22 protein-coding genes and 1 riboswitch are annotated in these 23,717 nt (G+C 45.1%); of the genes, 1 reads left to right on the forward strand and 21 read right to left on the reverse strand.

Features of this window, described 5'->3' with window-relative positions; genetic code table 11:
• Positions 1 to 69: 69 nt before the first annotated feature.
• The 20 genes from H509_RS0101115 to H509_RS0101215 all read right to left on the reverse strand — a co-directional run bounded on the left by H509_RS0101115 (position 70) and on the right by H509_RS0101215 (position 21,988).
• Positions 70 to 1,863, reverse strand: a complete 1,794-nt coding sequence (locus tag H509_RS0101115) for a putative polysaccharide biosynthesis protein (RefSeq protein WP_028543444.1) — start codon at positions 1,861 to 1,863, stop codon at positions 70 to 72.
• A 283-nt stretch (positions 1,864 to 2,146) separates the two neighbouring features.
• Positions 2,147 to 2,689 (reverse strand): stage V sporulation protein T, encoded by a 543-nt coding sequence (spoVT, locus tag H509_RS0101120; protein WP_028543445.1) that lies wholly within the window; start codon positions 2,687 to 2,689, stop codon positions 2,147 to 2,149.
• Between the two features lie 536 nt (positions 2,690 to 3,225).
• Positions 3,226 to 4,278, reverse strand: coding sequence for a peptidylprolyl isomerase (locus tag H509_RS0101130; RefSeq protein ID WP_028543446.1), 1,053 nt, complete (start codon positions 4,276 to 4,278; stop codon positions 3,226 to 3,228).
• Positions 4,265 to 7,792 (reverse strand): transcription-repair coupling factor, encoded by a 3,528-nt coding sequence (gene mfd / locus H509_RS0101135; protein ID WP_028543447.1) that lies wholly within the window; start codon positions 7,790 to 7,792, stop codon positions 4,265 to 4,267. The genes H509_RS0101130 and mfd overlap by 14 nt, the downstream gene beginning before the upstream one ends.
• Before the next feature lie 249 nt (positions 7,793 to 8,041).
• Positions 8,042 to 8,272 (reverse strand): anti-sigma-F factor Fin, encoded by a 231-nt coding sequence (locus H509_RS0101140; RefSeq protein WP_028543448.1) that lies wholly within the window; start codon positions 8,270 to 8,272, stop codon positions 8,042 to 8,044.
• A 64-nt stretch (positions 8,273 to 8,336) separates the two neighbouring features.
• Positions 8,337 to 8,897: an aminoacyl-tRNA hydrolase gene (pth, locus tag H509_RS0101145; RefSeq protein WP_028543449.1), complete on the reverse strand. Its 561-nt coding sequence runs from the start codon at positions 8,895 to 8,897 to the stop codon at positions 8,337 to 8,339.
• Positions 8,898 to 9,040: 143 nt separating this feature from the next.
• On the reverse strand, positions 9,041 to 9,994 hold the full coding sequence (locus H509_RS0101150) for a ribose-phosphate diphosphokinase (protein ID WP_028543450.1): 954 nt from the start codon (positions 9,992 to 9,994) through the stop codon (positions 9,041 to 9,043).
• 100 nt (positions 9,995 to 10,094) lie between these two features.
• Positions 10,095 to 11,504 carry a bifunctional UDP-N-acetylglucosamine diphosphorylase/glucosamine-1-phosphate N-acetyltransferase GlmU gene (gene glmU / locus H509_RS0101155; RefSeq protein WP_028543451.1) on the reverse strand — a complete coding sequence of 470 codons (1,410 nt, stop codon included), beginning with the start codon at positions 11,502 to 11,504 and terminating at the stop codon, positions 10,095 to 10,097.
• 118 nt (positions 11,505 to 11,622) lie between these two features.
• On the reverse strand, positions 11,623 to 11,907 hold the full coding sequence (spoVG, locus tag H509_RS0101160; protein ID WP_005545528.1) for a septation regulator SpoVG: 285 nt from the start codon (positions 11,905 to 11,907) through the stop codon (positions 11,623 to 11,625).
• 138 nt (positions 11,908 to 12,045) lie between these two features.
• Complete coding sequence (locus H509_RS0101165) at positions 12,046 to 12,429, reverse strand: RidA family protein (RefSeq protein ID WP_028543452.1); 384 nt, start codon at positions 12,427 to 12,429, stop codon at positions 12,046 to 12,048.
• A 26-nt stretch (positions 12,430 to 12,455) separates the two neighbouring features.
• Positions 12,456 to 13,289, reverse strand: coding sequence for a pur operon repressor (gene purR, locus H509_RS0101170; protein WP_028543453.1), 834 nt, complete (start codon positions 13,287 to 13,289; stop codon positions 12,456 to 12,458).
• A 132-nt stretch (positions 13,290 to 13,421) separates the two neighbouring features.
• Entirely contained in the window at positions 13,422 to 14,276 is an 855-nt protein-coding gene (ispE, locus tag H509_RS0101175; RefSeq protein ID WP_028543454.1) for a 4-(cytidine 5'-diphospho)-2-C-methyl-D-erythritol kinase, read from the reverse strand.
• Positions 14,277 to 14,639: 363 nt separating this feature from the next.
• Positions 14,640 to 14,831: a small, acid-soluble spore protein, alpha/beta type gene (locus tag H509_RS0101180; protein ID WP_028543455.1), complete on the reverse strand. Its 192-nt coding sequence runs from the start codon at positions 14,829 to 14,831 to the stop codon at positions 14,640 to 14,642.
• Between the two features lie 167 nt (positions 14,832 to 14,998).
• Complete coding sequence (gene veg / locus H509_RS0101185; protein WP_028543456.1) at positions 14,999 to 15,274, reverse strand: biofilm formation stimulator Veg; 276 nt, start codon at positions 15,272 to 15,274, stop codon at positions 14,999 to 15,001.
• A 167-nt stretch (positions 15,275 to 15,441) separates the two neighbouring features.
• Complete coding sequence (gene yabG / locus H509_RS0101190; RefSeq protein WP_028543457.1) at positions 15,442 to 16,335, reverse strand: sporulation peptidase YabG; 894 nt, start codon at positions 16,333 to 16,335, stop codon at positions 15,442 to 15,444.
• Positions 16,336 to 16,453: 118 nt separating this feature from the next.
• Positions 16,454 to 17,344: a 16S rRNA (adenine(1518)-N(6)/adenine(1519)-N(6))-dimethyltransferase RsmA gene (rsmA, locus tag H509_RS0101195; RefSeq protein ID WP_028543458.1), complete on the reverse strand. Its 891-nt coding sequence runs from the start codon at positions 17,342 to 17,344 to the stop codon at positions 16,454 to 16,456.
• A 51-nt stretch (positions 17,345 to 17,395) separates the two neighbouring features.
• A complete protein-coding gene (gene rnmV, locus H509_RS0101200; protein WP_028543459.1) occupies positions 17,396 to 17,938 on the reverse strand; it encodes a ribonuclease M5 in 543 nt (180 codons plus the stop codon).
• A 149-nt stretch (positions 17,939 to 18,087) separates the two neighbouring features.
• Complete coding sequence (locus H509_RS0101205) at positions 18,088 to 19,209, reverse strand: resuscitation-promoting factor (RefSeq protein ID WP_028543460.1); 1,122 nt, start codon at positions 19,207 to 19,209, stop codon at positions 18,088 to 18,090.
• A gap of 294 nt (positions 19,210 to 19,503) precedes the next feature.
• Positions 19,504 to 19,697: riboswitch (cyclic di-AMP (ydaO/yuaA leader) on the reverse strand.
• 192 nt (positions 19,698 to 19,889) lie between these two features.
• Positions 19,890 to 20,657, reverse strand: coding sequence for a TatD family hydrolase (locus H509_RS0101210; RefSeq protein ID WP_028543461.1), 768 nt, complete (start codon positions 20,655 to 20,657; stop codon positions 19,890 to 19,892).
• A gap of 35 nt (positions 20,658 to 20,692) precedes the next feature.
• Entirely contained in the window at positions 20,693 to 21,988 is a 1,296-nt protein-coding gene (locus tag H509_RS0101215) for an HD domain-containing protein (protein ID WP_028543462.1), read from the reverse strand.
• Positions 21,989 to 22,328: 340 nt separating this feature from the next.
• On the opposite strand from H509_RS0101215, the gene H509_RS0101220 reads away from it, so the two are divergent.
• Positions 22,329 to 22,583, forward strand: coding sequence for an AbrB/MazE/SpoVT family DNA-binding domain-containing protein (locus H509_RS0101220; RefSeq protein WP_005545514.1), 255 nt, complete (start codon positions 22,329 to 22,331; stop codon positions 22,581 to 22,583).
• Between the two features lie 224 nt (positions 22,584 to 22,807).
• Here the strand turns inward: H509_RS0101220 and rsmI are convergent, their stop codons facing one another.
• Positions 22,808 to 23,716 carry a 16S rRNA (cytidine(1402)-2'-O)-methyltransferase gene (gene rsmI / locus H509_RS0101230; RefSeq protein WP_245595960.1) on the reverse strand — a complete coding sequence of 303 codons (909 nt, stop codon included), beginning with the start codon at positions 23,714 to 23,716 and terminating at the stop codon, positions 22,808 to 22,810.
• Position 23,717: the final 1 nt, after the last annotated feature.

Consider the following 23,717-nt stretch of genomic DNA (forward strand, 5'->3'; position numbering starts at 1 on the left):
TATATTGTAAATTAATGTCATAATCAATTCCTTACATTCCACTGCTAAGAAGTATACCGCTGCGTAAAATTACAGCTTGCGGCGCTCAGCCAGCGCGGCTAGCCGCGGGCCGATTCGGGGCACCGCAGCCAGCTGCTGTGGCTGCACAAGCCCAAGCGTGACCGCTAGGGCGCCGAATACAAGCGCACCTAGCGGCACGCCGATGGCTGTGGCGGCCAATGATGCCAGCCGGCCGCCACCCATCCCTTGCGCCACAGCGGCGGCTGACAGACCCGCCACGGCGCCCATGACGGCTAGCGCCAGCGCTAGCCGCGCTACGCCTTCGGCCCAAGCCGCTGGCGCTACGCCGCCGTGGCGCGCAAGCGTGCGAACGTTCAGCGCTGCTGCAAGCGTCAGCGATGCAAGCGCTGACAGCGCAGCACCTTGGATGCCGAACATCGGCACTAGTACGATGTTCAGGCCGATCTTCACGCCAGCAGCGGCTAGCAGGTGTACAACTGGTGCGCGCAGCGCACCAATTCCCTGCAACAGGGTAGCTGATACAACTTGCAGCACCCCCGCCAATGCCGTGCTTGAAACAAGCGCAAAAGCAAGCCCCGCTCTGTTGTCCATATACAGCGCAATATTAATTGGTTTCGTCAGCACCACTAACCCTACTGTCGCTGCTGCGCCTATTAGTAATGCAGCTCGCATGGCACCTTTGATTAGATGGGCTTGTTCCCGAATAGCACCCTTACGCGTCGCCTCAGCGAGCGCTGGTACCAGGCCTACAGCTAATGAGCCTGCTACCATCGTCACAAGTTGGGTCAGCGGCAAAGCTCGAGAATATAATCCATACTCAATCATGGCAGAATTTCCTGTATGCCCTTCAGCACTCAGCAACCGTGGCACAGTGAATACATCCACCACGTTCACCACAGGTACAACGATTGCACCGAGACATATCGGAAGGGCTGTCCATGCGATTCGTTTTAGCCATACGCTGAAGGAAGACTTATTTTCTCTCGATGAAAAAACCAACTGTTCTGCTTGTTCAGCTCTGCTGTGACATATATCCTCTTGTTCCCGAGCAGTAGCAGCCTGTGCATGTGCACTTATATTGCTGCTTGCTAACTTAGCTGCTGATGGATGCCCTTCTTGTGTACCCAAGTCGGCAGATTGCAGCGTATCACAAATGCCACTTGCGGCTATCACTTTTCGCCGCTCTTTGCGCGACTCAACTCCCTTTACCACTAACAAGAGCACAAGCCCGCACAAGCCCCCTGCAAAGGAACCAAATGTAGCACCTGCTGCAATAACATCGTCCGATGCCTGCTGACCGGTATAAATGAGCAGCAGTGTTATCATAACTGCTACACGAACTACTTGTTCTGCAACTTGTGATATCGCACTAAGCGTCGTTCGACCCTTGCCTTGATCATATCCCCGCAAGACAGCTGCCAGTGGCATCACCAGAAGCGCAAATGATGAAGCCTTAATGGCCTCAATTGTATGTAAATTATCGATCCAGCCCGCAATTAGCTCTGCTCCGCTATACATCACCAGCCAGCAGGCAAAACCAGTTACGCTCATCAAAAGCGCCGAGGCACGAATGATTTGACGAGAGCCCAGCTTATCGCCTACAGCCTCACAATCTGCTACAAGCCGCGAAACAGCAATTGGTATACCCGCTGTAGCAATCGCAGTCAGCAAGACATAGAACGGGTATACGGCATTATAAATGCCAAACACACCGTCGCCGCCAATATTTTGTAATGGAATCTTCTGTAATGTGCCGATTAGCTTAGACATAGCCGTAGCCAGACCAAGCCATAACGCACCATGTACAACATGCTTGGCTGTACGCAGATTCTGTTCTGTCATATTTGATCACGCCTATCCCTTTACAGCCTTTTCGTCCTGTATTATATCACAAGGCGAACGAGCAACGTTAAGCTCAACATGCTGGTCGGATGCGCTGACGGATCGTTCACAGGGATATATTCATCCGTAAGAGTCTGGTCTTTCGTATCAACTTGTCCTTTTCTGTCGTTCTATATTCAACTTGCTGCTGTCATGCACATAAACACGCAAAAAACTCCCTATTCATACGTCGCTAATGCCTAAGCAGTACCGAATATGTATAGGGAGTTTTCGATAACTTTTATTATTGTTCCATTTGCTTACCTAAAAATCCGGCAGCCGTTTCAGACATTTTTTGTTCCATTTGAGCCATTTTTACGCTCTCGTCTTTGTTTAACATAACAACAGTACCAATTGGGTCGCCACCAGTTATGATAGGTGCAACAACAAATGAGGACAATGCTTCCATGTTGTCTTTTACGATTTCGTAAGAGCCTGCATTTGTTTCTACAATCGTTTTGCGGTTTTCCATACAGTTCTCAAGCAGCATACCGATTTGTTTCTCCAAAAACTCTTTCTTGGAGCCGCCAGCGACAGCAATTACAGTGTCGCGGTCCGAAATCAACGTAATATGACCAGTGCTTTCATACAACGATTCCGCATATTCTTTTGCGAAGTCACCCAATTCTCCAATTGGGGAATACTTTTTCAAGATTACTTCACCATCGCGGTCCACAAAAATTTCGAGTGGATCTCCTTCACGAATTCGCAAAGTGCGACGGATTTCTTTAGGGATTACGACACGACCAAGATCATCAATACGACGAACAATACCAGTTGCTTTCATGTATGTTGCCTCGCCTTCCATCAATATAATTTGTTAGGACTACTGAATTATTTACAAATAGGAGCGAATCGGTATGGATTCTTTTATGCTGACCATAGTATTCATCTGCTCCCAAGTTCTTATACATAACCATAATACGCAGGTAAACCCATCCAAGTTGCAAAAAAAATCACATTTTTCGACACTTTACGACAATATTTGATTATGCTTTCTTGAAAATTTCAAAATTTTCATTACTTTTGTTGAAATATCTCAGAAAATAAGAATTCATTTTGTCCACTTCTAGCATATTACTGATTCTCCGATGGCTTGTACACCCTTTTTCATGTGTTTTCCCAAAATGGACACTTTTTCATGTAAGTTTCTGCTCAGGAAACATGATAAGTACTCTAAAATGAGCCAAAAAGAGCTTTATCTTAATGAGTATGTCTGTCAAGATCACACACGACCTACCACTTTAACAGTTTTATTGCTTCCCACTAACCTAAAAAACAGCCCCTGTCGCAATGCGACAGATGGCTGTTTGCTCATTTTTATTATTTTCCTGTTTCCGTCTTAGGTTCTTCCTTCGGAGTTGCAGGCTTGTCTGTTTCTTTCTTATCTGCCGGCTTCTCTTCTTCCTTCTTCTCGGTCTTAGGCAAGTCAATCTTCTTGATGATCTTCTTCTCCAGATCATTTTCCATAAATTTATTCAACGATGTGGTTGCTGCCTTCGTACGCAGTATGTCTTTATCCTCTTTGGTCAGCATGTCAAACGTTTTGTTTGTACGTGATTCCACTTTCATAACATGGTAGCCATACTCGGTCTCAACAGGGTCGGAGATCTGGTTTAATGGCAATGTTAAAGCTGCATCCTTAAACTGTGGTACCCATTTGCTTACAGCAACGTCCTTGTACAAGCCGCCATTTTCAGCTGAACCTGTATCGTCAGAAAGTTCTTTCGCCAGCTTGGCAAAATCCTCGCCCTTCTTCAGGCGGTCTTGAACGTCTTTGGCGAGCTTGAGCGCATCTTCCTTCTTGCGGTCTTTTTGATTCTTATCTTTAAAACCGATCAGTACATGACGGACAGAAGCTGTCGTAAAGTCTGTTTTATCTTTTTCGAACTGAGCTTTAACCTGCTCGTCCGTTACTTTTGCGTTATAATCCGTTACTACAGTAAGTATACGATCCATATACGTCTTTACATCCGCTTCTGTTAGCTTTTGAGCTTCAAGCATCTTCTTAAATTGATCATCGCCCACCTGCTTTTTAATACCGGCGATTTGTTCATCTGCCCGTTTAGCACCTTCTTGTTTTGACTTGTCAGGTGCTTTCTCAGCTAAGTACAAATAAGCGATTTGCTGCTTAATAAAATATTGGCGGAAATCGTCCATTTGAATGATTTGTGCATAGTCAGGGTAAAAGAACAGCATGTTCGCTAATTCTTTGTCGAATTGCGCTTGTGTCACTTGTCCACCCTCATAGGTAGCAACAACGACATCAGCGTTTGCATTTTTATTGCCACACGCAGCGACGAACGTTAGTGCAAGCACTAGTGTAAGCAGAATGGTCACTCTTTTCCAGGAACGTTTCGTATTATTTTGCAACATCTTGCAGTTCTCCCTTCAATTTAATCGCATCTTTCGCCCCTTGCATCAACTGCTCCAGCTTCATCAATAGCTGTAAGGCATCATAACCGCGGGCATTAAGCTTAATTGACCCGCTGGCATTCTTATCTACGACAAAACGTCTGTCAATGTTAGTGGCAAGTGTAGCCAGCTTCTTACGGTCAAGGCGCGATTCAGCAAGCGGATGGACCTTTAATGACACATCATCTCCGCGTTGCGTCATCGCCTCAATGCCATATTGCTTCGCATACCATTTAAGACGTGATACAGCAAGAAGCTGCAATACAGCAAGTGGCGGCTCTCCGAAGCGATCAACCAGCTCGTCGCGCAGCTCATCCACCTCTTCTAAAGAGGATAGACCAGCCACTTTTTTATATATTTCAATCTTCTGAATACTATCATAAATATAATCTGCGGGCAAATAGGCATCAATATTCAAGTCTATCAATGTCGTCCACTCTTGTGTATCCTCAATGATGCCACCATCAAGCTCTGCCTTACGTTTTGCGACCTCATCAGCCAACATTTGCGAGTATAAATCAAAGCCGACAGAGGCAATAAATCCATGCTGCTCTGCACCTAACAGATTTCCAGCTCCACGAATGGACAAGTCACGCATCGCAATTTTAAATCCGGATCCCAATTCCGTGAATTCCTTAATCGATTGGAGCCGCTTCTCAGCAACCTCGTTTAACACTTTATCGCGCTGATAAGTGAAGTAAGCATAAGCAATTCGATTGGAACGTCCTACACGGCCACGCAACTGATACAACTGAGACAAGCCCATTTTATCTGCATCATGAACAATAAGGGTGTTTACGTTAGGAATATCTACACCCGTCTCAATAATACTAGTGCTGACCAGCACGTCGTACTCCCCATCCAGGAAGTCCAGAATGGTCTTCTCCAACTCTTGTTCCGACATTTGCCCATGTCCAACTGTGACACGTGCATCAGGTGCCAGCATCTTAATATGATCCGCCATCTGATGAATGCCTTGTACTCGATTGTATAAGTAATATACTTGACCGCCACGGGCAAGTTCGCGCTCCACCGCTTCGCGTACGAGCGTATCGCTATGCTCCAACACATAAGTTTGTACTGGAAAACGGTTTTCTGGAGGGGTTTCAATAACGGACAAGTCACGTACGCCAAGCATGGACATATGGAGCGTCCGTGGAATTGGAGTAGCCGTAAGTGTCAGTACATCTACATTATTTTTCAGACGCTTAAGCTTCTCTTTGTGAGTTACGCCAAAACGCTGCTCTTCATCTACAATTAACATGCCAAGGTCCTTAAATACGATGTCCTGAGATAGCAGGCGATGCGTGCCAATGACTACATCCACCACGCCTGATTTCAAGCCCTTCATCGTCTCGTTTTGCTCCTTGCGAGAACGGAAGCGACTCAGCACTTGAATGTTAAACGGATAATCTGCAAAACGCTCTCTAAACGTCTCATAATGCTGCTGCGCCAATATCGTAGTTGGAACAAGGACCGCTACCTGCTTGCCTTCGATAGCTGCTTTGAAAGCTGCGCGAATCGCAACTTCGGTCTTTCCGTATCCAACATCGCCGCACAAGAGGCGATCCATAGGGCGTGGAAGCTCCATGTCCTGTTTGATTTCTTCTATTGCACGCAATTGATCCCGCGTCTCATCATAAGGGAACATCGTTTCGAATTCCGTCTGCTCAGGTGTATCCTTCTCAAATGCATAACCTGGAGACGATTGTCTTGCCGCATACAGCTTGATCAAATCATCCGCAATATCCTTAACCGAAGAGCGAACCTTGCTCGTTACTTTAGCCCATTCCGTACCACCAAGCTTGTATACTTTAGGCTCCTTCTCTTCAGAGCTAACATACTTCTGTATCAAATGGAGCTGATCTACAGGCACAGACAGTTTATCTCCACCTGCATACATAATGTGCAGATAGTCTTTATGAATACCATTGATCTCTAACGTGCCAATGCCCATGTACTTTCCGATACCATGATTTTGATGAACGACATAATCGCCCACTTTAAGCTCTGAATAACTACGGATTCGCTCTGCGTTATCCACTTTGGCATCGGAACGACGAGCTGTTTTACGCTGCTTCTGCGAAAACATCTCCCCTTCCGTAATAACGACCAAATGAATAGAAGGCAGCTCGAACCCACTTTGAAGGTTACCCTTCATAATGGTTGGTTCCGGAATCTGATAATCTTGCAACACCCGGCGCACACGATCAATTCGCTCTTCGCCATTTGCCAAAATGATGACGTTTGCATTTGTTTTTTTCCATCGTTCCATCTCGGCCTTTAGCACGTTCATTTGTCCATGAAAATTTTGCATCGTTCTGCACATGACGTTAACAATATTTTGTGGCTGCGTATGCGGTACTTGCCGAAGAAATAGTGCCATAAATACGGTCTGGAATGGGCGCTTGCCTAGCGTGTCCTCCGACGTCTTGCCTAGCGGCAAAGATGGTAATGTCTTACCATGCTGTAACAAGTGAGTGTTCCACTCCGCTTCGTCTCGTTCCAGCTGCTTCGCTGTTTCCAGCACACGCGCAGGTTCATCCACAACCATAAGCGCATCATGGGGCATATATTCGTATAACGTATGCTTTTCAGGGTGCAGCAAAGTTACATACTTGTACATATCGTTAAAATACACTTGCCCTCGCAGGCGGTCGATTTCTTGGTGCATCTCTTGGCGCAGCTTCTCTTTAACTTGGCTGTCGCTCATTTTTGCAAGCTGTTCTTCTAAACGAAGACCCGCTTCATCAGCTGCATGCGCAAATCGAGCTGTATTTGCAATCATCTCTCTAGCGGGTGTAATCGTCAACCTATCCAATTTATCCATCGAGCGTTGATCCGTAGGATCGAAAGTTCGAATAGATTCTACCGTATCATCAAACCACTCCATGCGGTACGGTACACTAGACGTGTAAGGGAAAATGTCCACAATACCGCCCCGAACACTCATCTCGCCACGCGACTCCACTCGATCCGTACGCTCATAACCGAGCGCGACCATACGTCCGAGAAACGCTTCAAGAGGCTGCTCAGTATCCACCACCACATCATATTCTGCTTCCGCCATAATCTCTCTGGCCGGCAAGTACCGACGCAGCCCTGCATAAGGCGTCACGACAATACCACGAAAGCCCTTCGCTAGCCGTATTAAGGCGTCTATTCGCTGAGCAATAACTTCAGGGCTTGATATAGCCGCCTCTGCTGCCACCAACTCATTGGCGGGATACAGCAGCACCTGATCAGGCGATAGACATTCCTGCAAGTCCTCTGTCACTTTCTGTGCTGAGAACATATTATGCGTCACAACGAGCACAGGACGATTCAGCTCTTGCGCCAGCGCGGCCATCATAACTTGTCGGGAAGAACCCGATAGACCGGATACAAGCTGCTCTTTCATACCGGTGCGTATGCCCGCTACGATAGAATCTATATCACGTTCTGCAGATAAAGCTTGCATAAGTGCATTTAACAAGGACAGGCACCTCTTTCTGGCCAACAAAGGTTGAACACACTCTATTGATCCATAACTAGTCTGATATCATAACAAAAACTTCTATTGAAGTCGATTATATAAAAAGTAATGTATAAACACGCTAAAATGACTGACACCTGCATTAAATAAACGGTCGCACATCACGTCAACTTTGCAACGCGACCACAAATCAGCCTCGGCACAAATGCCAAGGCTGATTCTCTTCTATACGAACTAGCTCCATTCATACTATTGCAATGGTGATGCCAACGTGCTTAATTCAGGATTATGATTATAGGCCTCTGCACAATAATCACAAGTCATTCGTACCGTCACGTCGCCATTGTCATGAACACGTACATAATGGCGATGTTCTTCTGGTGTAAGCATATCAAAACCGAGTCTTGATTGGTTGATTGCAGCTCCTTCAATGCGTCCAATTAACGTGTGACAGTGCTTGCAGACATAATTCACAGACATGTATATGCCCCCTTACGCAGTAATATACCGTCTAGTATGCCCGCTAGCATGCAACCATAGCCTGTTAACCGTTAAATTTAGCCATTGTTTGTTCAAATGTATGGTCTAGTGCAAATTGTACGGCATCACAAGTGCGCTCGATCGTCTGAGAAACTGCCTCTTGCTCCGATTTAGCAAACGTCTGCAACACATAGTCTACAATATCACGGCCTGGGGCTGGTCTGGACACGCCCATCCGTATACGATTAAACGATTGGGTTCCCACATGCTGAATGATGGACTTAATGCCATTGTGGCCACCTGCGCTGCCTTGGTAACGCAGGCGCACCTTTCCGAGCTCCGTGTCCATATCGTCATACAATACGATAAAATCATCTAGGCTTGCTTTGTAGTAGTCCATGTACCCTCGAACCGTCTCACCAGACAAGTTCATATATGTCATCGGCTTAATCAGCACGATTTTTTCCGAACCTATTTTGCCTTCCCCGATTAGTCCCTTGCATTTGCTTTCTTTTACATCAATTCCAAATCGGTGGGCTAGCGTATCAATGGCCATAAATCCAATATTATGACGTGTTGACGCATATTTGGTACCTGGGTTGCCAAGTCCGACAATCCATTTCAACGTTATTCTCTCCTTCCTCATCCATCCGGTAACCCGAACAAAGCTGAATGCCGATAAGGGTTACATCTGCAGCACGCTTGCTTGCCGATGTAACCCTCGTCTGTATGGGAGCTCAAAAGCTTCTGCTCCTCACTGTTCATCTATTACTCAATTTCAAACAATTTACTGATAGACAACTCTTCATGTACACGGATAATCGCCTCGCCCATAAGCGGAGCGACAGACAATGTACGCAGCTTGCTTGATGGGTTCGGATGTTTCACGGGAATCGTATCTGTAACGATAACTTCCTTGAACGGAGAATCTTCCAGACGTTGCATGGCAGGACCCGACAATACAGGATGCGTACAACAAGCATACACTTCTTTAACGCCTGCTTCCACCAATGCATTTGCACCTAGAACAATTGTGCCCGCTGTATCAATAATATCGTCAATAATAATAGCCGTCTTGCCTTTAATATCACCGATAATATTCATAACCTCACTTACGTTAGGCTCAGGACGGCGCTTATCAATAATAGCAAGCGGTGCATTCAAGAAATCCGCTAACTTACGAGCGCGTACCACGCCACCGTGGTCAGGCGATACAACAACGACATCTTCCATCTTCTTGGATCGGAAATATTGTGCCAAGATCGGCACACCGAGCATGTGGTCAACCGGAATATCAAAGAAACCTTGAATCTGCGTAGCATGCAAGTCCATCGTGATGACACGATGTGCACCCGCTGTCTCAATTAAATTAGCCACAAGCTTTGCCGTAATAGGGTCACGGGAACGCGCTTTGCGGTCTTGACGAGCGTAGCCGTAGTATGGAATAACGACATTAATGCTCTTGGCGGATGCACGTTTAAGAGCATCGACCATCACAAGAAGCTCCATCAGATTGTCATTAACTGGATCACACGTGGACTGCACGACGTAAACGTCACAACCACGTACGCTTTCAGACAGGTTGATTTGAATTTCTCCGTCGCTAAAGCTCTTTGTGCTGGATTCACCCAAAGGAATGCCAATGTAGTCTGCAATTTGCTGTGCTAACTTCGGATTGGAGTTACAAGTGAATATTTTCAGCTTGGAATCACAATACGTCATAATAGTTGTTAACCCTCCGTGCTGGTTCAAGTTCATCTCTTATTTGTATAATTCGACGTGCTCGTAAAGCATAGATCCTTTATTCATAAAGCCGCGCAGCTTATTGCTCGCCTTGCTGCGTTTCACGTTCTTTCTTTGCTTTGGCACGACCACGAAGCTTCTCAGCATAACCAGGCTTAATCACCTGGCGCTCGCGAGCTATCGCAAGGTCGTTATCTGCGACATGATGTGTAATTGTGGAGCCAGCCACTACATAAGCTCCATTACCAATTCGAATCGGCGCAATGAGGTTTACGTTGCTGCCAATAAAAGCATCATCACCGATTTCTGTAACGGATTTATTATATCCGTCATAGTTAACGGTTATCGCACCGCATCCAATGTTTACATTTTTGCCTACTTTCGCATCTCCAATATAACTCAGATGCGATACTTTCGAATGATCGTCAATGACCGCATTTTTGATCTCGACAAAATCGCCGATCTTAACGTCCTGGCCGATATCAGCCCCAGGTCGTAAATAAGCAAATGGTCCTACAGAGCTATCTTGGCCGACACGGGCACTACTTGCTACAGAATGAGCAATTGCAGCCCGATCCGAGATTGTTGAATCTGTAATCTCAACGTGAGGTCCAATTACACACTCTTCCCCAATCACTGTGCTGCCTCGCAGAACAGTTCCTGGATGAAGCACGGTATCAGCACCGATCGTAACCGCTGCTTCGATATACGTTTGCATCGGATCAACAATCGTAACCCCATTTAACATATGACGCTTGTTAATACGCTCGCGCATCAAGCGCTCTGCTTCAGACAATGCCAATCGATCATTAACCCCGATCGATTCAGCAGGATCTGGCGAACAGTAAGCCTGTACGACATTGCCTTGCACTTTCATAATACCAATAACGTCGGTCAGGTAGTACTCTTGCTGTACATTGTTATTGGTCACTTGTTCAAGTGCCGCGAACAATTGCGCATTATCAAAACAGTAAGTACCTGTGTTGATTTCTCGAACCAATTGTTCTTCTTGTGTCGCATCTTTCTGTTCAACGATTTTCAGAACCGAACCATCTTCTGCTCGAATAATTCGACCATACCCATGAGGATTATCAAGTTCAGCCGTCAAAATCGTCGCCGAAGCCTGTGCACGATCATGAAGCTCCATCAGGCGTTCCAAGGTGTCAGACGTCACGAGCGGCGTATCTCCACAGATCACAATTGTCGTACCTTGCTCTCCGCCAAGAAGCGCCTTTGCTTGCTTTACCGCATGTCCGGTACCGAGCTGATCCGCTTGTAATACGAATTCCGCACGATCTCCCAAGTAACCCTTAACAGCTTCAGCCCCATGCCCGACTACAACAACCGTGCGTTCAGAATCCACACGTTCTACTGCGTCCAGTACATGTCCAACCATCGGTGTTCCGCAAACGGGATGAAGAACTTTATACAGTTTTGACTTCATACGCTTGCCTTGTCCTGCGGCTAGCACAATGGCCATTCTTTTCAAAGCGTCCGACCTCCTGCTTCCTTTACTACCATACTAGAATATATCTCATTATGAAGAAAAAGAAAAGAGAGCCCCCCATGATTGGCTCTCTTTCTTTGCAACCCCAAATATTACCTTATTATGCGCCCTCTTCAATAACTTCCTCTTCTGTGGCAGCGCGCTCATATTCAGCCAGTACCGCGGCTTGAATCTTTTCGCGAGTTGCGGAAGAAATAGGATGAGCAATGTCACGGAATTCGCCATCTGGCGTGCGTTTGCTTGGCATAGCTACAAACATTCCGTTGTTGCCGTCAATAACACGGATATCATGAACAACAAATTCGTTATCGATTGTAATCGATGCGATTGCTTTCATTCTTCCTTCTGTGTTGACGCGGCGGAGTCTAACATCAGTAATTTGCACGTGTGTTCACCACCTTTTTCCATACAAGACTTGGTGTATAATTCCACACGCGCAATTGAAATCCTTCTTTAATTTGCCAACAATCCAACTTTTTTTTGAACTTTTTTGTATATTTAAACGTTTTCGACAAGGTTCGATTTACTTCGTAGCAATCAGCTCAATTTCGACAAACACATCTTTTGGCAAGCGTGCTACTTCAACTGTTGATCGAGCAGGCTTATGTGATCCAAAGTAAGTCTCGTAAATCGCATTTACTTGAGCGAACTGCTGCATATCTTTCAGAAACACCGTCGCCTTCAAAACACGGTCAAATGACGAGCCTGCTGCTTCCAGTACAGCCTTTAAATTGTGGAACACTTGATGCGTCTGTTCCTCGATTCCGCCCTCAACGAGGGAACCGTCAGACGTAAGTGGAATCTGTCCTGAAGTTAAAACCAGTTCACCAAAGGTAACCGCCTGTGAATACGGACCAATTGCCTGTGGAGCGGATGTTGTAGATACCATATCAATTGACTTTGTCATATAGATGCACCTCCATTAGAAGTAGTCTACTCTTGCTTATCAAAATAATTGCCAGGTTTCACAGACATTTGTCTGTTCCGGCTGTCAATTGTACCAACACGTACAAGCGATACGTAATCATGCAGCAAGCGTTCATCGTTAGATACATCCTCAGACTCTACCAGAACACCAACACCCGCTACAGTGGCATTAAATTCATGCAGCAGGTCCATCATACCGTTAATAGTGCCCCCTGCTCGCATAAAGTCGTCTACGACAAGTACACGGGAACGTTCCTTTAGCGCACGACGAGCCAGCGTCATCGTATGGATGCTCTTCTGAGATCCTGAGACGTAATTGATGCTCACAGCAGACCCCTCTGTCACTACATGGTCCCGTCTAACTAACACGACAGGCAAATTGAGATGTGCTGCGGTTGCGTAAGCAATCGGAATGCCTTTGGTCTCTACGGTCATCACCACATCAATATCATGATTGGCAAATGCCGATGCAAACATGCGGCCAATATCATTCATTAATCCTGGCTGACCTAGTATATCCGTAATATAGTAGTAGCCCCCAGGCAGCATTCGGTCTGGTTGCTCTAATTGGGCGCACAACGTTTGCACGAGTGGTAACGCCTTGTCTGGACTGCTCTTCGGAATATACTTTACTCCGCCTGCAGCTCCTGCCAGAGTTAGTAATTCCCCCGTCTCTTCACTCTCGCACACCTCTTTAATAATAGCCAAATCCTCACTAATAGAAGACTTGGCTGCACCATAACGTTCTGCAAATGTAGTAAGCGGAATAAGCGTGTGCGGCTTAGACATCAGATATTGTGTCATTTCAACCAAACGCGCGCTTCGCTTTAATTTTTTCATCTATTATTCCTCGCTCAAATCCGAATATTATCAAGGATATAATACATCAATGTACGTTGGTTATCAAGGAAAACCAAACAATTGTAGCCGTTATATCTGATATATTTCGTAATTAGCCATATTATTTCTATATTATGTCAACATCCGCACCGCATATACTTCTTTGCAGAAGCCACGCAGTCCATTATAGATTCGCGCAATCTTAGACTCTTTAGAGACCAGACCAAATACAGTCGGTCCACTGCCCGACATCAATACACCTTCCGCACCAAGTCTAATCATGGCTTCCTTTAATTGCTGTACTTCTGGATGCATCGGTAACGTGACATCCTCAAGTACGTTCCCCAAATTGTCACATATCCTATGAAAAGATTGAGATTCAATCGCCTCCAACATGCTCGGTAACGATGGATGCTTATCAATGCGGTTAACTCTGAAACGTCCATATACATCAGCCGTAGATACGTTTATCGGCGGCTTGGCCAGCACAACCCAGCACTGCGGAGGATTAGCAATGTGCTCCAACTTCTCTCCCCGACCACGCGCAATCGCTGTGCCACCTGTCACACAGAAAGGCACGTCAGAGCCTAGTTCTGAGCCTAATACTTGCAGCTCCTGCTCTGAAATATTCAGCCTCCATAAACGGTTTAAGCCGCGCAGAGCGGCTGCGGCATCACTGCTGCCACCAGCAAGGCCGGCTGCGACCGGTATCTTCTTATCCAAGTGAATATAGACGCCTTGTCGAACCTCGTATCTTTCCTTTATCAGCTTGGCAGCCTGAAAGGCCAGATTCTTCTCGTCTAACGGTATGTAACCAGCTTGGCTGGAAATAATAATCGTGTCGCGCGGAAGTTCCTCCATCTCTAATCGATCAGCCAAGTCAACCATCGTCATGACCATTTCAACTTCGTGGAATCCGTCTTCTCGCTTACGCAATACGTCCAGCATCAGATTAATCTTTGCTGGTGCCTTCTCATACACTTTCACCGGCGTTCACCCTTCTTTACGATATCAGAATATATAAGAATCCGCAGATGGAAAGGAAAATGCCTTCATTCTGATTCGCGATAAAAAACACCAGAGCCTGCAAAGCTCAACTGCTCGGCTAACTTTATCAATCGCTCCTCCTTTGAGCTCTAACAAGCTCAATAGAGGTTATTCTCACCCTTCGGATCGCTTTAGTTATTATAACAGACTATGACATGCAAGTCATTCGTGAATGGTTTGTAAAGGAAGGCCTGTTAAAAACGCGTTACATCAGCTATTTCCCTTTGTACACGCTTGTATTCGCTTCGTTAACATAAAAAGCGAACCTCACGCCTGCGCAGCGTCTAAAGGTTCGCTTATAAGTTAGGAATGACCTTCATTTTGACGAGAGGCAGCCTGCTCGGCCAATTGGATGGCACGCTTCACCATATTGCCAGCATCTTTTGCTTTAATGGACCCCCAACCTTCTTTTTGCACCGTATCGTAAAATCCAAGGTCTTTAGCTAGCTCATACTTTAATTGTTCTGACATGACACTTCTTCTTCTGCGGCTCATAAAAGTACCTCCTTATAGGGCTTGACGCATCGAGTGGGAGACAGAGTTAGAGGCGATTACTTTGCAGTTGTAGTGTTCGTCAGGATTATGAGCTTCATGCAAAAGGTAACAACAAAAAATATGGGATACAAAAAAGCAGCCCTCTCGGACTGCTTTACATCACATCATTAACTGCGAATATACTCAATCTTTAACTCGCCGTTATCTGCGCAGACGGTAACTTCTACCGACTCGGTCAATATATCTGCATAGCTGTAGGAGACACGCTTGGCATTCTGCTGCTCCTGATCCAAACTTACAACAAACACAGAAGGGTAGGTTTCTTCCAATACGCCCGTGCGTTCAATCGTCTTGCGACGACCTCCATTCGCACGAAGCAGAATCTTCTGTCCAACATGGGCTTCAAGACAGCGTCGTATTTCAAACAGCGCATTTTTAGCCATTTCAACCACCACCTCTTTCCTTGTCCATTATAAACAATTCCAGAGTAGGTGTCAAATAAACAGATAATTATAACAATATTTTTAAAACCATGTCAATTCATTTTTATACCCAATTTTGTAGGATGCGATTTAAGACCTATATTTATGCATTTTGACCTAAATAAAAATTAAGTAACGGATGGTGTAACATTTAGCGTCGACAAGTCTTTCCACTTCGGCATACCTAGTCGATGGCTGCCCCTGGTTTCAATACCACCTAAGCCTTCTGTGCCAGTTATCGTATGCGGGGCAATGTCAGCGATATGGATGGTATCACGAATGGAAGTGTAGGCTGCTTTGGCGGCAACATACGCTGGGTCCAGTGCATGTATCATAATACGGCCCGGGGAGCTCGCGAAGTTTGCACCGTTTTGCAGCAGCGCCTCAAAATGAGACTGACAGGCACCTGCGATAACCGTTAGCATATCCAGATTCCGTTCATACTGCCTCGCTGTTTTGACGGCATTTACAAAGTTTTGTGAGTTTTTATAACTCTGCAAACTATATAAATCTCGATGTTTTAACCCTTTTAACACACCATCATGACCTGTAATGACGATAATGTCTGGCCGCGAACGAGGCAACAATGTGTATACAGCCTCCGACATTTTGGCCTCCGATACATAATGACCTTCTGCGGGAACTCGCAATTGGTTATACAAGGTCATGCTTTTTTGTAAATAGTTCGGGTCTCCATCCAAGTGAAGCACTTTACCTGGCATTTCAAAATGAGCCGCCTGATTCGGCGCATTAGCAAATTGAAACTCTGTTTGACGACGTTCAGATTGGCGCTGTCTGTGTTGTTCCAATGCTTCCACGGATTCAATCATCTTAATTTGAGCTTGCTGCTTACGCCGTTTCATCGTTGTTTCAGGCACATTGACTAAATCAGATGTCGGAGCATCGGCCACCAGTCGATAATCCGTGCCTTTTAACAACGATATGTGATCGTATAACCCTTCTATTCGGAATGTAATATCCCCACCATAAGATTTGCGTACGACCAGATCTCCCACCTTCATGCCCTTATCACCTCTTACCTATCGTATGGGCAAAAGCCATGTTTGGTGCCTAAACAAAAAAAGCCCCTAAAGGGGCTCGTTGCTCAGCAAAAGGAGGTGTACAATTATATGTAACTAATTACAAAGCATCATATGAAGATCCTATAGCCTCACTAAGGCGCGCAAACTCTTCTAGTGACAAAGTCTCCCCTCTGCGGGAAGGATCGATTTCAGCCGTCTCTAAAGCGGTTTGCAGCTGATCTATACCAATATCACCACTATAACGTGCCTTTAGGTTATTCCAAATCGTCTTCCGACGCTGTGTGAAGCTCGCTTGAACGACTTCAAAAAATCGAGACTCATCATTTACTTCCACTGGTGGTTTGTCTCTTACCTTTAAGCGGATAACCGCAGATTCCACGTTAGGCTGCGGTATAAACACAGTTGGGGGAACCGTGCACACAATCTCGGGCTCACTATAGTATTGGACAGCTACACTCAGGCTGCCAAATTCCTTGCCCCCAGGTGAAGCTGCCATACGTTCAGCTACTTCCTTCTGGATCATCACGACAATATTTTTGAGTGGAAGACGCTCTTCTAGCAACTTCATCATGATGGGAGTTGTTACGTAATAAGGCAGATTTGCCACAACACTTACCTTATCCATCTCCGCAAATTGTTCTTGAAACAGTGCCTGTAAATCCACTTTTAGTACATCACCATGTACGACGCTAACATTATTATATGGCTCCATTACATCTGCCAAAATAGGAATAAGCCGCTGGTCGATTTCTACAGCTGCGACTTTGCTTGCTTGTTTCGCCAGCTGTTCTGTTAATGCTCCGATCCCAGGCCCAATTTCAAGCGCGCCCGTATGTTCATCCAGGTCCGCTGATTGAACGATACGACGCATTACATTCATATCGATAAGAAAATTTTGGCCCAAACTCTTCTTAAACGAAAACCCGTGTTTCCTTATTATATCTTTAGTTCGTGTTGGTGTGGCAATGTCCGCTCTTACTTGCGTCATCCTCTACCCGCCTTCCATAAATTTACATACATTCGTAAATTGTCACTACACTTACATCGTATCCAGTCGTCGCAAAGCATCTTCAAACTCTTCCCGACTAACCTGAAAGGTTGTACAACGCTTTAATAGCTGCTTAGCATTACAATACCCGATACCTAGTATCTCACCCAATTTCATGCGTCTATCGGCTGATCCCTCATAAGCAGTAAGTCCTGCATGGACTAAATCTGTCCAGGTAAGTGTTGTGCCTTCATAAGCAGGCATCTCTGTTCGCAGATGGTCAAGTGCATGCCGAATCGCTTCGGGTGAGGCATTCTCCACTCCGATGTCCCCTTTGGACAGCGCCTCCTGCTTGGTAAGGAATGCATGCTTGCATCCAGGAACTCGGGCTGCAATGGCTTTGCGAATCCGTTCACCGGCAAAGTCAGGGTCCGTAAATATAATAACGCCCCGGCGCTCATGCGCCAGCGCGATCTTCTTAAACGTCATCTCATTTAGAGCCGAACCGCCAGTCTCAATAGTATCTGCATCTACCGCACGTTTAATCGCTACCGTGTCGTCTCTTCCTTCAACGACAATAACCTCACGTATCACAGGCGATTGCCCCTTTCCCAAAAAAAGTACAACTAAAATACAAAAGAAGAGGGAATCCCCTCTTCTTAGCATGACATATTTGAATATGAATTACTATATCATAAATACACAGCTGCAATCCACACAGCTAACACTACACTAGAGACTTCCTAACTCGCCTCCGGCTTCACAGGACCGATCACATAAACCGTATATCCCTTCTTGCGTCCGAAACGCTGCACTTGCTTGGAGGAGTCGTAATATACATCAATGATGTTGCCTTTAACGGCTCCACCCGTGTCTTCAGCACGGCGGAAGCCAATGCCTTCGATGTATACCCACCAGCCAAGTGGAATGACCTTCGGATCTACCGCAATCGTACGACCTTCGGTTACTTTTGTTCCGGAGGCTGTTTTGGCCCCCACAGAACCTGGAGTTTCCGTGTATGCTGTTAATTGCACATTCGTAATTTTTTTCTTGTAATCAAAATCAGCGTTGCTGCCAGAAGACTGACCAACGTCCTCGCTATCCACAGACAATACCATCAGTTCAGGTTCTTTCTTCGTACCGTAAGCGATAACTTTATTCACTTGTTTGGTATGAACTTTCTTATCTACCATCCGAGCAGTGACAAGCTTTCCATCCTCAAATGTCTTTTCAATCTTTTGAATAACTAGACCTGACTGGCCCTGCTGCACCGTCTTCTTAGTGCCCTTCTTCATATCCGGGTTTGCCTGTTTGACAACTTGATAAGGAACCTTCACCTTACGCTCCTCAACCCCTTTGGTTACACGCACAATTTTGATGTTCATGTTAGACGCAATCGAGGTTAACTTACTTGGGAAGATTTTATCTTGTGCTTTCAGGTTAATATTTAATTGAGTCAGTGCTTGCTTGACATTGTCCTTGGTTGTATACAATGTCTTCGTTAACCCATCCATCGTAATCTGAATCGGTTTGGCACGTTCTATGGTGATTTGAGCCCCATCTTTGACTTTTGTATCTAATGTTACTGATACTTGGTCATGACTTCCTACCGCTATCGTGTGCTCATCCAAAACATCACGAAGCGTTTCCTGGCGAGTTTCCAAACGACGCTCTTGTCCATCTACGACAATGGAGAGTGTCTTTTTGGAATAACTGAATCCCACCAGCACACTAACTAAAGTTATAGCGATTGCAACTACAGCAATTACAGAAACAACACGCACATTTTCATGCTTCCATCGCATTGCGAGTGACTTGCTGGATGATCGGGGATCATGGGGATCGTTGTTCACGAAGTTGCCCATTTCTCGGTCCTCCTTACATAGTCCCGCCGTCGAGAAGTTATGCATGATACATCTGACGCGACTATTGGATATTTTTGCGAAAAATAAGCTTGTGCCTGCCTATCCTTCACACCAACTCTCCAGTAACGGTCGTCTCTTCCTCCTTGTTCTTACAACCTATGAACCCGCTCCGCAAAATATGCAAGGATGCGAGTCTCGTAAGCTGCAAAAACAAAAGAAGCCTGTCTCCAGAGGACTCTCTTTCGTGGCTTCTTCATCAAGACCCAAACAAAACAACAGTCTAGGGCTCACACGAGGACCTCTCTCCGTACGCTTGCGAGGTTAGCTGTCGGGTTCGGGCTATGAGAGTCGCCCTATAAGAACATATCGGCTCACGGCTCGACAGCTCTTAATTCACCCCAAGGATACACTCCGCACCTGCTGGCACTTGCAGCATGCTTCTGGTTCCCCCGCTCTCCAAATCAATGGAAATTCAGCGTTACTGGTTGGTTGGAACAATATTCAAGTTCAATCGAACTTCTGTGAGAAATCATATCGTGTTTATGACAAAGTTGTAAAGACTGCCGCAATCACGTTTTTCGTTAAAAACGACTAAAATATAGCCAAATACATTCATTTCATTAAACAAATCCATGTATATATTGGTGTAGAACTTTTTTTCATTAGTTTTTCGTCGTTTTTCAACGTATGTCAAAACATGTAAGAGCATTTTCGGTTGTTTTTATGCAAAATTCCTCCAAATCTATATCCTTTAATCCAGCTGCTACCTCTGCTACTAATCGAACGTATCCGGTTTCATTCCGTTTCCCTCGATAAGGATGAGGCGTCAAATAAGGGGCATCCGTTTCCACTAATAATCGATCCATTGGCACCTGTTTAAGCACCTCTTTTGGCTGCTTCGCATTCTTAAACGTGACCGGGCCACCGAATGAAATGTAAAACCCCATATCCAGACACATTTTAGCTGTTTCCCAGCTGCCTGAAAACGAGTGCATAATTCCCCCGACCTCTTTTGCATTTTCTTCTTTCAAAATACGAACCACGTCTTCATGTGCATCGCGATTGTGAATAATAATTGGCATATTCAACTCACGCGCGAGTCCGATTTGCTCGCGGAATACACGTTGCTGAACATCCTTTGGTGATGTATCCCAATGATAATCGAGTCCAATTTCACCAATAGCGACTACTTTGTTATGTTCCGTTAACTTTGCAATCCAGTCGATATCTGTCTTCTGCATCGTAATTGCATCTACCGGATGCCATCCTACTGCCGCATAAATAAAGGGGTACTTCTCCGCCAGTTCCATTGTTGTCGGAATCGTTTCCCGGTTAAAACCTACGTTTACCATCCGTGTCACACCTTGCTCTAAAGCACGAGCGATAACTTCCTCCCGATCTTCATTAAAGGCTTCATTATCCAAATGGGTATGTGTGTCAAATATCATGTCGAATGACTCTCCTTGTATTCTCTAGTATGTTACTACTGCGATACCCGATCCTCATGTAATTGCAGCAAACGGACAACCGATTCAGACAATCTTGGGACAGCTTGTCTTATTTTATCAATAGGAAAATAAATATAATGCTTACCGCGGTGCAAGCCACTTATAGAACGCACAATATCCGATTTTTTGGACAGCTCCACCAATTTCTGGTCACGATCAAGCAATAAAATGTGCATTTGTGTCGGTTCTTCTCCAGAACGATACACATCATATGGCATATCGGTAGGGGAATCAAACCATAGATCATAGGCGGGATCAAGTCCTGCGGTCTTCCATTGCTGACAAAGTTCCTCCATCAGCTGCGCATTTAATTGATCCACCTCTACATATTTATACAATTTCCGTTCCATGAATCGTTGACATAATTCGGACAGCCGCTCATCCTGCTCTCCCATCCACTGTGTAAATACGGTTTGGACAAATGCCTCATCAAGTTGAACATACTGCGCAGCGGTAATATTACCTTCAAATAAAGCATCAAGCGGCCGCAAAAAGTAAGAAAAAACATATTCGGAGTGATATAGTTCAGTCGCACGTTTAAAAATGAGTCGCAGCAGCAGTTCTGAACTGCGTGTCACTGGATGAAAGTACACTTGCCAATACATTTGATACCTGGACATCAAGTAATGCTCGACAGCGTGCATGCCGCTTTCTTTCACAACAATCCGACCTTTATAAGGTCGAAGTACACGTAATATCCGATCAATATCAAACGTACCATAGTTGACTCCTGTATAATACGCATCCCGCAGCAAATAATCCATGCGATCCGCATCAAGCGGCCCGGAAACTAAATTTACGACTATTGGCTTTTCATAAGTTTTGCGTATAATAGAAGCAATACGTTCTGGCAGCGTTGGGTCTCTGCGTGTCAGTACCCGATTAATGTCGGAATCCCCTAGTATTATTCGGCATGTCCAGTCTTCATGATGAACATTGAAAGCCTCTTCAATGGAATGTGAGAATGGTCCATGTCCAACATCATGAAGTAGTGCAGCACATAAGGCGACAAGCCCTTCCTCCTCAGGCCAGTCTTCAAACTGATTGCGTTCAAATTGAGAGATGATTCTTCTTGTAATCTCATAAACGCCCAAGGAGTGTGAGAACCTGCTGTGCTCGGCGCCGTGGAAGGTCAGATATGACGTGCCTAGCTGCCTGATGCGCCGTAACCGTTGAAATTCCTTTGTATTGATAAGATCCCAGATCGTTCGATCCTGCACGTGTACATAATTATGCACGGGATCTTTAAACACTTTTTCTTCTCGCAACATATTCCTACCTCCTTTTTTCATTTCAGCTAGTAACTGTTACTTTTACTCTGTCTTTTCGACAAATTATATGCTCTTTTAGACCTGACTAGTAATGGCAAGGTTATTGATTAATATGTCAACCATCTTTAATAAAAAATTCCTTCTCTGTCCAAAAATGAGATAAAAATCGTTGATATCTAACAAAAATCAGTTAAAACTATAATAAAAACCATAAATTAGCATCAAAACTAGCAATATTTCTAGTTGACTAATATGGGAATGGTTGGTACGATATAAACCAACGAACATAGAATATTGTCGAAACATGACATATTATAAGTTTAAAGAGGAGCGATTAATTATGATGAAGTCCACAGGTATCGTTCGTAAAGTCGACGAGCTAGGCCGTGTCGTGATTCCGATTGAACTTCGCCGTACACTTGGCATCGGAGAGAAAGACGCGCTTGAGATCTATGTAGATGGCGAACGCATTATGCTTAAGAAATACGAGCCAGCATGTATCTTCTGCGGCAACGCTGAGAACGTTACATACTTCAAAGGAAAAATTGTTTGTCACGAATGTATCTCAGAAATTCCACAACCTGTGACAAAATAAGAAAAGTAGGTTATAATAGGCTTACTTACATATGTTAATTCTAACCTTTTTCATATCTTCCTTGACGCCTTCATGGTTACTGAACCCAACCATGAAGGTATTTTTTTGCCCCAAATTATACATTTTGCTTTCCTGCATACGTACTTCTCCAGTCAAATCAGTTCCCTCTGCTGCGCAGTTGGCTAAACTTCAAGCCCATTTATAAGCTCTAGGAACGATCAACTCTATACATCAGCCTCTGACGCTAGTAATGCTTGATAAATATCACGTTTAGATATGCCCCGATCTTTAGCTGCAAGTTTCATGGCTTCCTTACGTGCAACTTCGTCACTCTCTTCATAGTGACTAACGTGTTCCTCAATCGTTAACGACTGCCACCACGTCGTATCGAGGTGAGTCAACAGATCCACATCCGTTACACCATCTACAAGAATACAACATTCTCCTAACGGAGCCTGATCCTGCAAATGCCGTAAACAATCCCCGACGCTCCCACGCACAAACTGCTCATAACGCTTCGTTAACTCACGGGCTAATACAATTTGTCTATCCCCAAGCACTTCCTTAATCCGCTCTAACGTCTTAACAACTCGATGCGGAGACTCATAGAACATAAGCGTGCAGCGCTCATGTCGAAGTTGGAGCAGCACGTCATCAATTCTTTTGCGTTCGCGCGGCAAAAAGCCTATAAACATAAAACGATCCGTCGCGAGACCCGATGCAATTAATGCGCTTAACGCTGCATTCGCACCAGGAATTGGTATAACATTCAGACCAGCTTCAATAGCAAGCTGAACTAGGTCTGCACCAGGATCAGATATAGCTGGCAAACCTGCATCACTAACGATTGCAATTCGCTGACCTTCCATCATAAAACGGACAAGCTCAGGTCCGCTTGCACGCTTGTTGTGCTCATGATAACTAAACAGCCTTTTGCCTTGAATATCAAAATGACTCAGCAGCTTTCTTGATTCCCTCGTATCTTCTGCCGCAATAATATCTACCTCTTTAAGAATACGTACTGCACGATAAGTCATATCCTCTAAATTCCCAATTGGTGTCGCTACCAAATAAAGACACCCTTGTCCATTATCAGGATCTGCATAGCTGTTCTGTATATGAAATTCCGTCATA

Source organism: Paenibacillus taiwanensis DSM 18679 (assembly GCF_000425125.1).
In the GTDB taxonomy this organism is placed as follows: domain Bacteria; phylum Bacillota; class Bacilli; order Paenibacillales; family Paenibacillaceae; genus Paenibacillus_B; species Paenibacillus_B taiwanensis.

Excerpts from the sequence above, each read along its gene's own strand:
- H509_RS0101115 (WP_028543444.1), bottom strand. The coding sequence starts at position 1,863 with ATGACAGAACAGAATCTGCGTACAGCCAAGCATGTTGTACATGGTGCG.
- spoVT (WP_028543445.1), bottom strand. The coding sequence starts at position 2,689 with ATGAAAGCAACTGGTATTGTTCGTCGTATTGATGATCTTGGTCGTGTC.
- H509_RS0101130 (WP_028543446.1), bottom strand. The coding sequence starts at position 4,278 with ATGTTGCAAAATAATACGAAACGTTCCTGGAAAAGAGTGACCATTCTG.
- H509_RS0101140 (WP_028543448.1), bottom strand. The coding sequence starts at position 8,272 with ATGTCTGTGAATTATGTCTGCAAGCACTGTCACACGTTAATTGGACGC.
- H509_RS0101150 (WP_028543450.1), bottom strand. The coding sequence starts at position 9,994 with ATGACGTATTGTGATTCCAAGCTGAAAATATTCACTTGTAACTCCAAT.
- H509_RS0101165 (WP_028543452.1), bottom strand. The coding sequence starts at position 12,429 with ATGACAAAGTCAATTGATATGGTATCTACAACATCCGCTCCACAGGCA.
- purR (WP_028543453.1), bottom strand. The coding sequence starts at position 13,289 with ATGAAAAAATTAAAGCGAAGCGCGCGTTTGGTTGAAATGACACAATAT.
- H509_RS0101180 (WP_028543455.1), bottom strand. The coding sequence starts at position 14,831 with ATGAGCCGCAGAAGAAGAAGTGTCATGTCAGAACAATTAAAGTATGAG.
- veg (WP_028543456.1), bottom strand. The coding sequence starts at position 15,274 with ATGGCTAAAAATGCGCTGTTTGAAATACGACGCTGTCTTGAAGCCCAT.
- yabG (WP_028543457.1), bottom strand. The coding sequence starts at position 16,335 with ATGAAGGTGGGAGATCTGGTCGTACGCAAATCTTATGGTGGGGATATT.
- rsmA (WP_028543458.1), bottom strand. The coding sequence starts at position 17,344 with ATGACGCAAGTAAGAGCGGACATTGCCACACCAACACGAACTAAAGAT.
- H509_RS0101205 (WP_028543460.1), bottom strand. The coding sequence starts at position 19,209 with ATGGGCAACTTCGTGAACAACGATCCCCATGATCCCCGATCATCCAGC.
- H509_RS0101210 (WP_028543461.1), bottom strand. The coding sequence starts at position 20,657 with ATGATATTTGACACACATACCCATTTGGATAATGAAGCCTTTAATGAA.
- H509_RS0101215 (WP_028543462.1), bottom strand. The coding sequence starts at position 21,988 with ATGTTGCGAGAAGAAAAAGTGTTTAAAGATCCCGTGCATAATTATGTA.
- H509_RS0101220 (WP_005545514.1), top strand. The coding sequence starts at position 22,329 with ATGATGAAGTCCACAGGTATCGTTCGTAAAGTCGACGAGCTAGGCCGT.
- rsmI (WP_245595960.1), bottom strand. The coding sequence starts at position 23,716 with ATGACGGAATTTCATATACAGAACAGCTATGCAGATCCTGATAATGGA.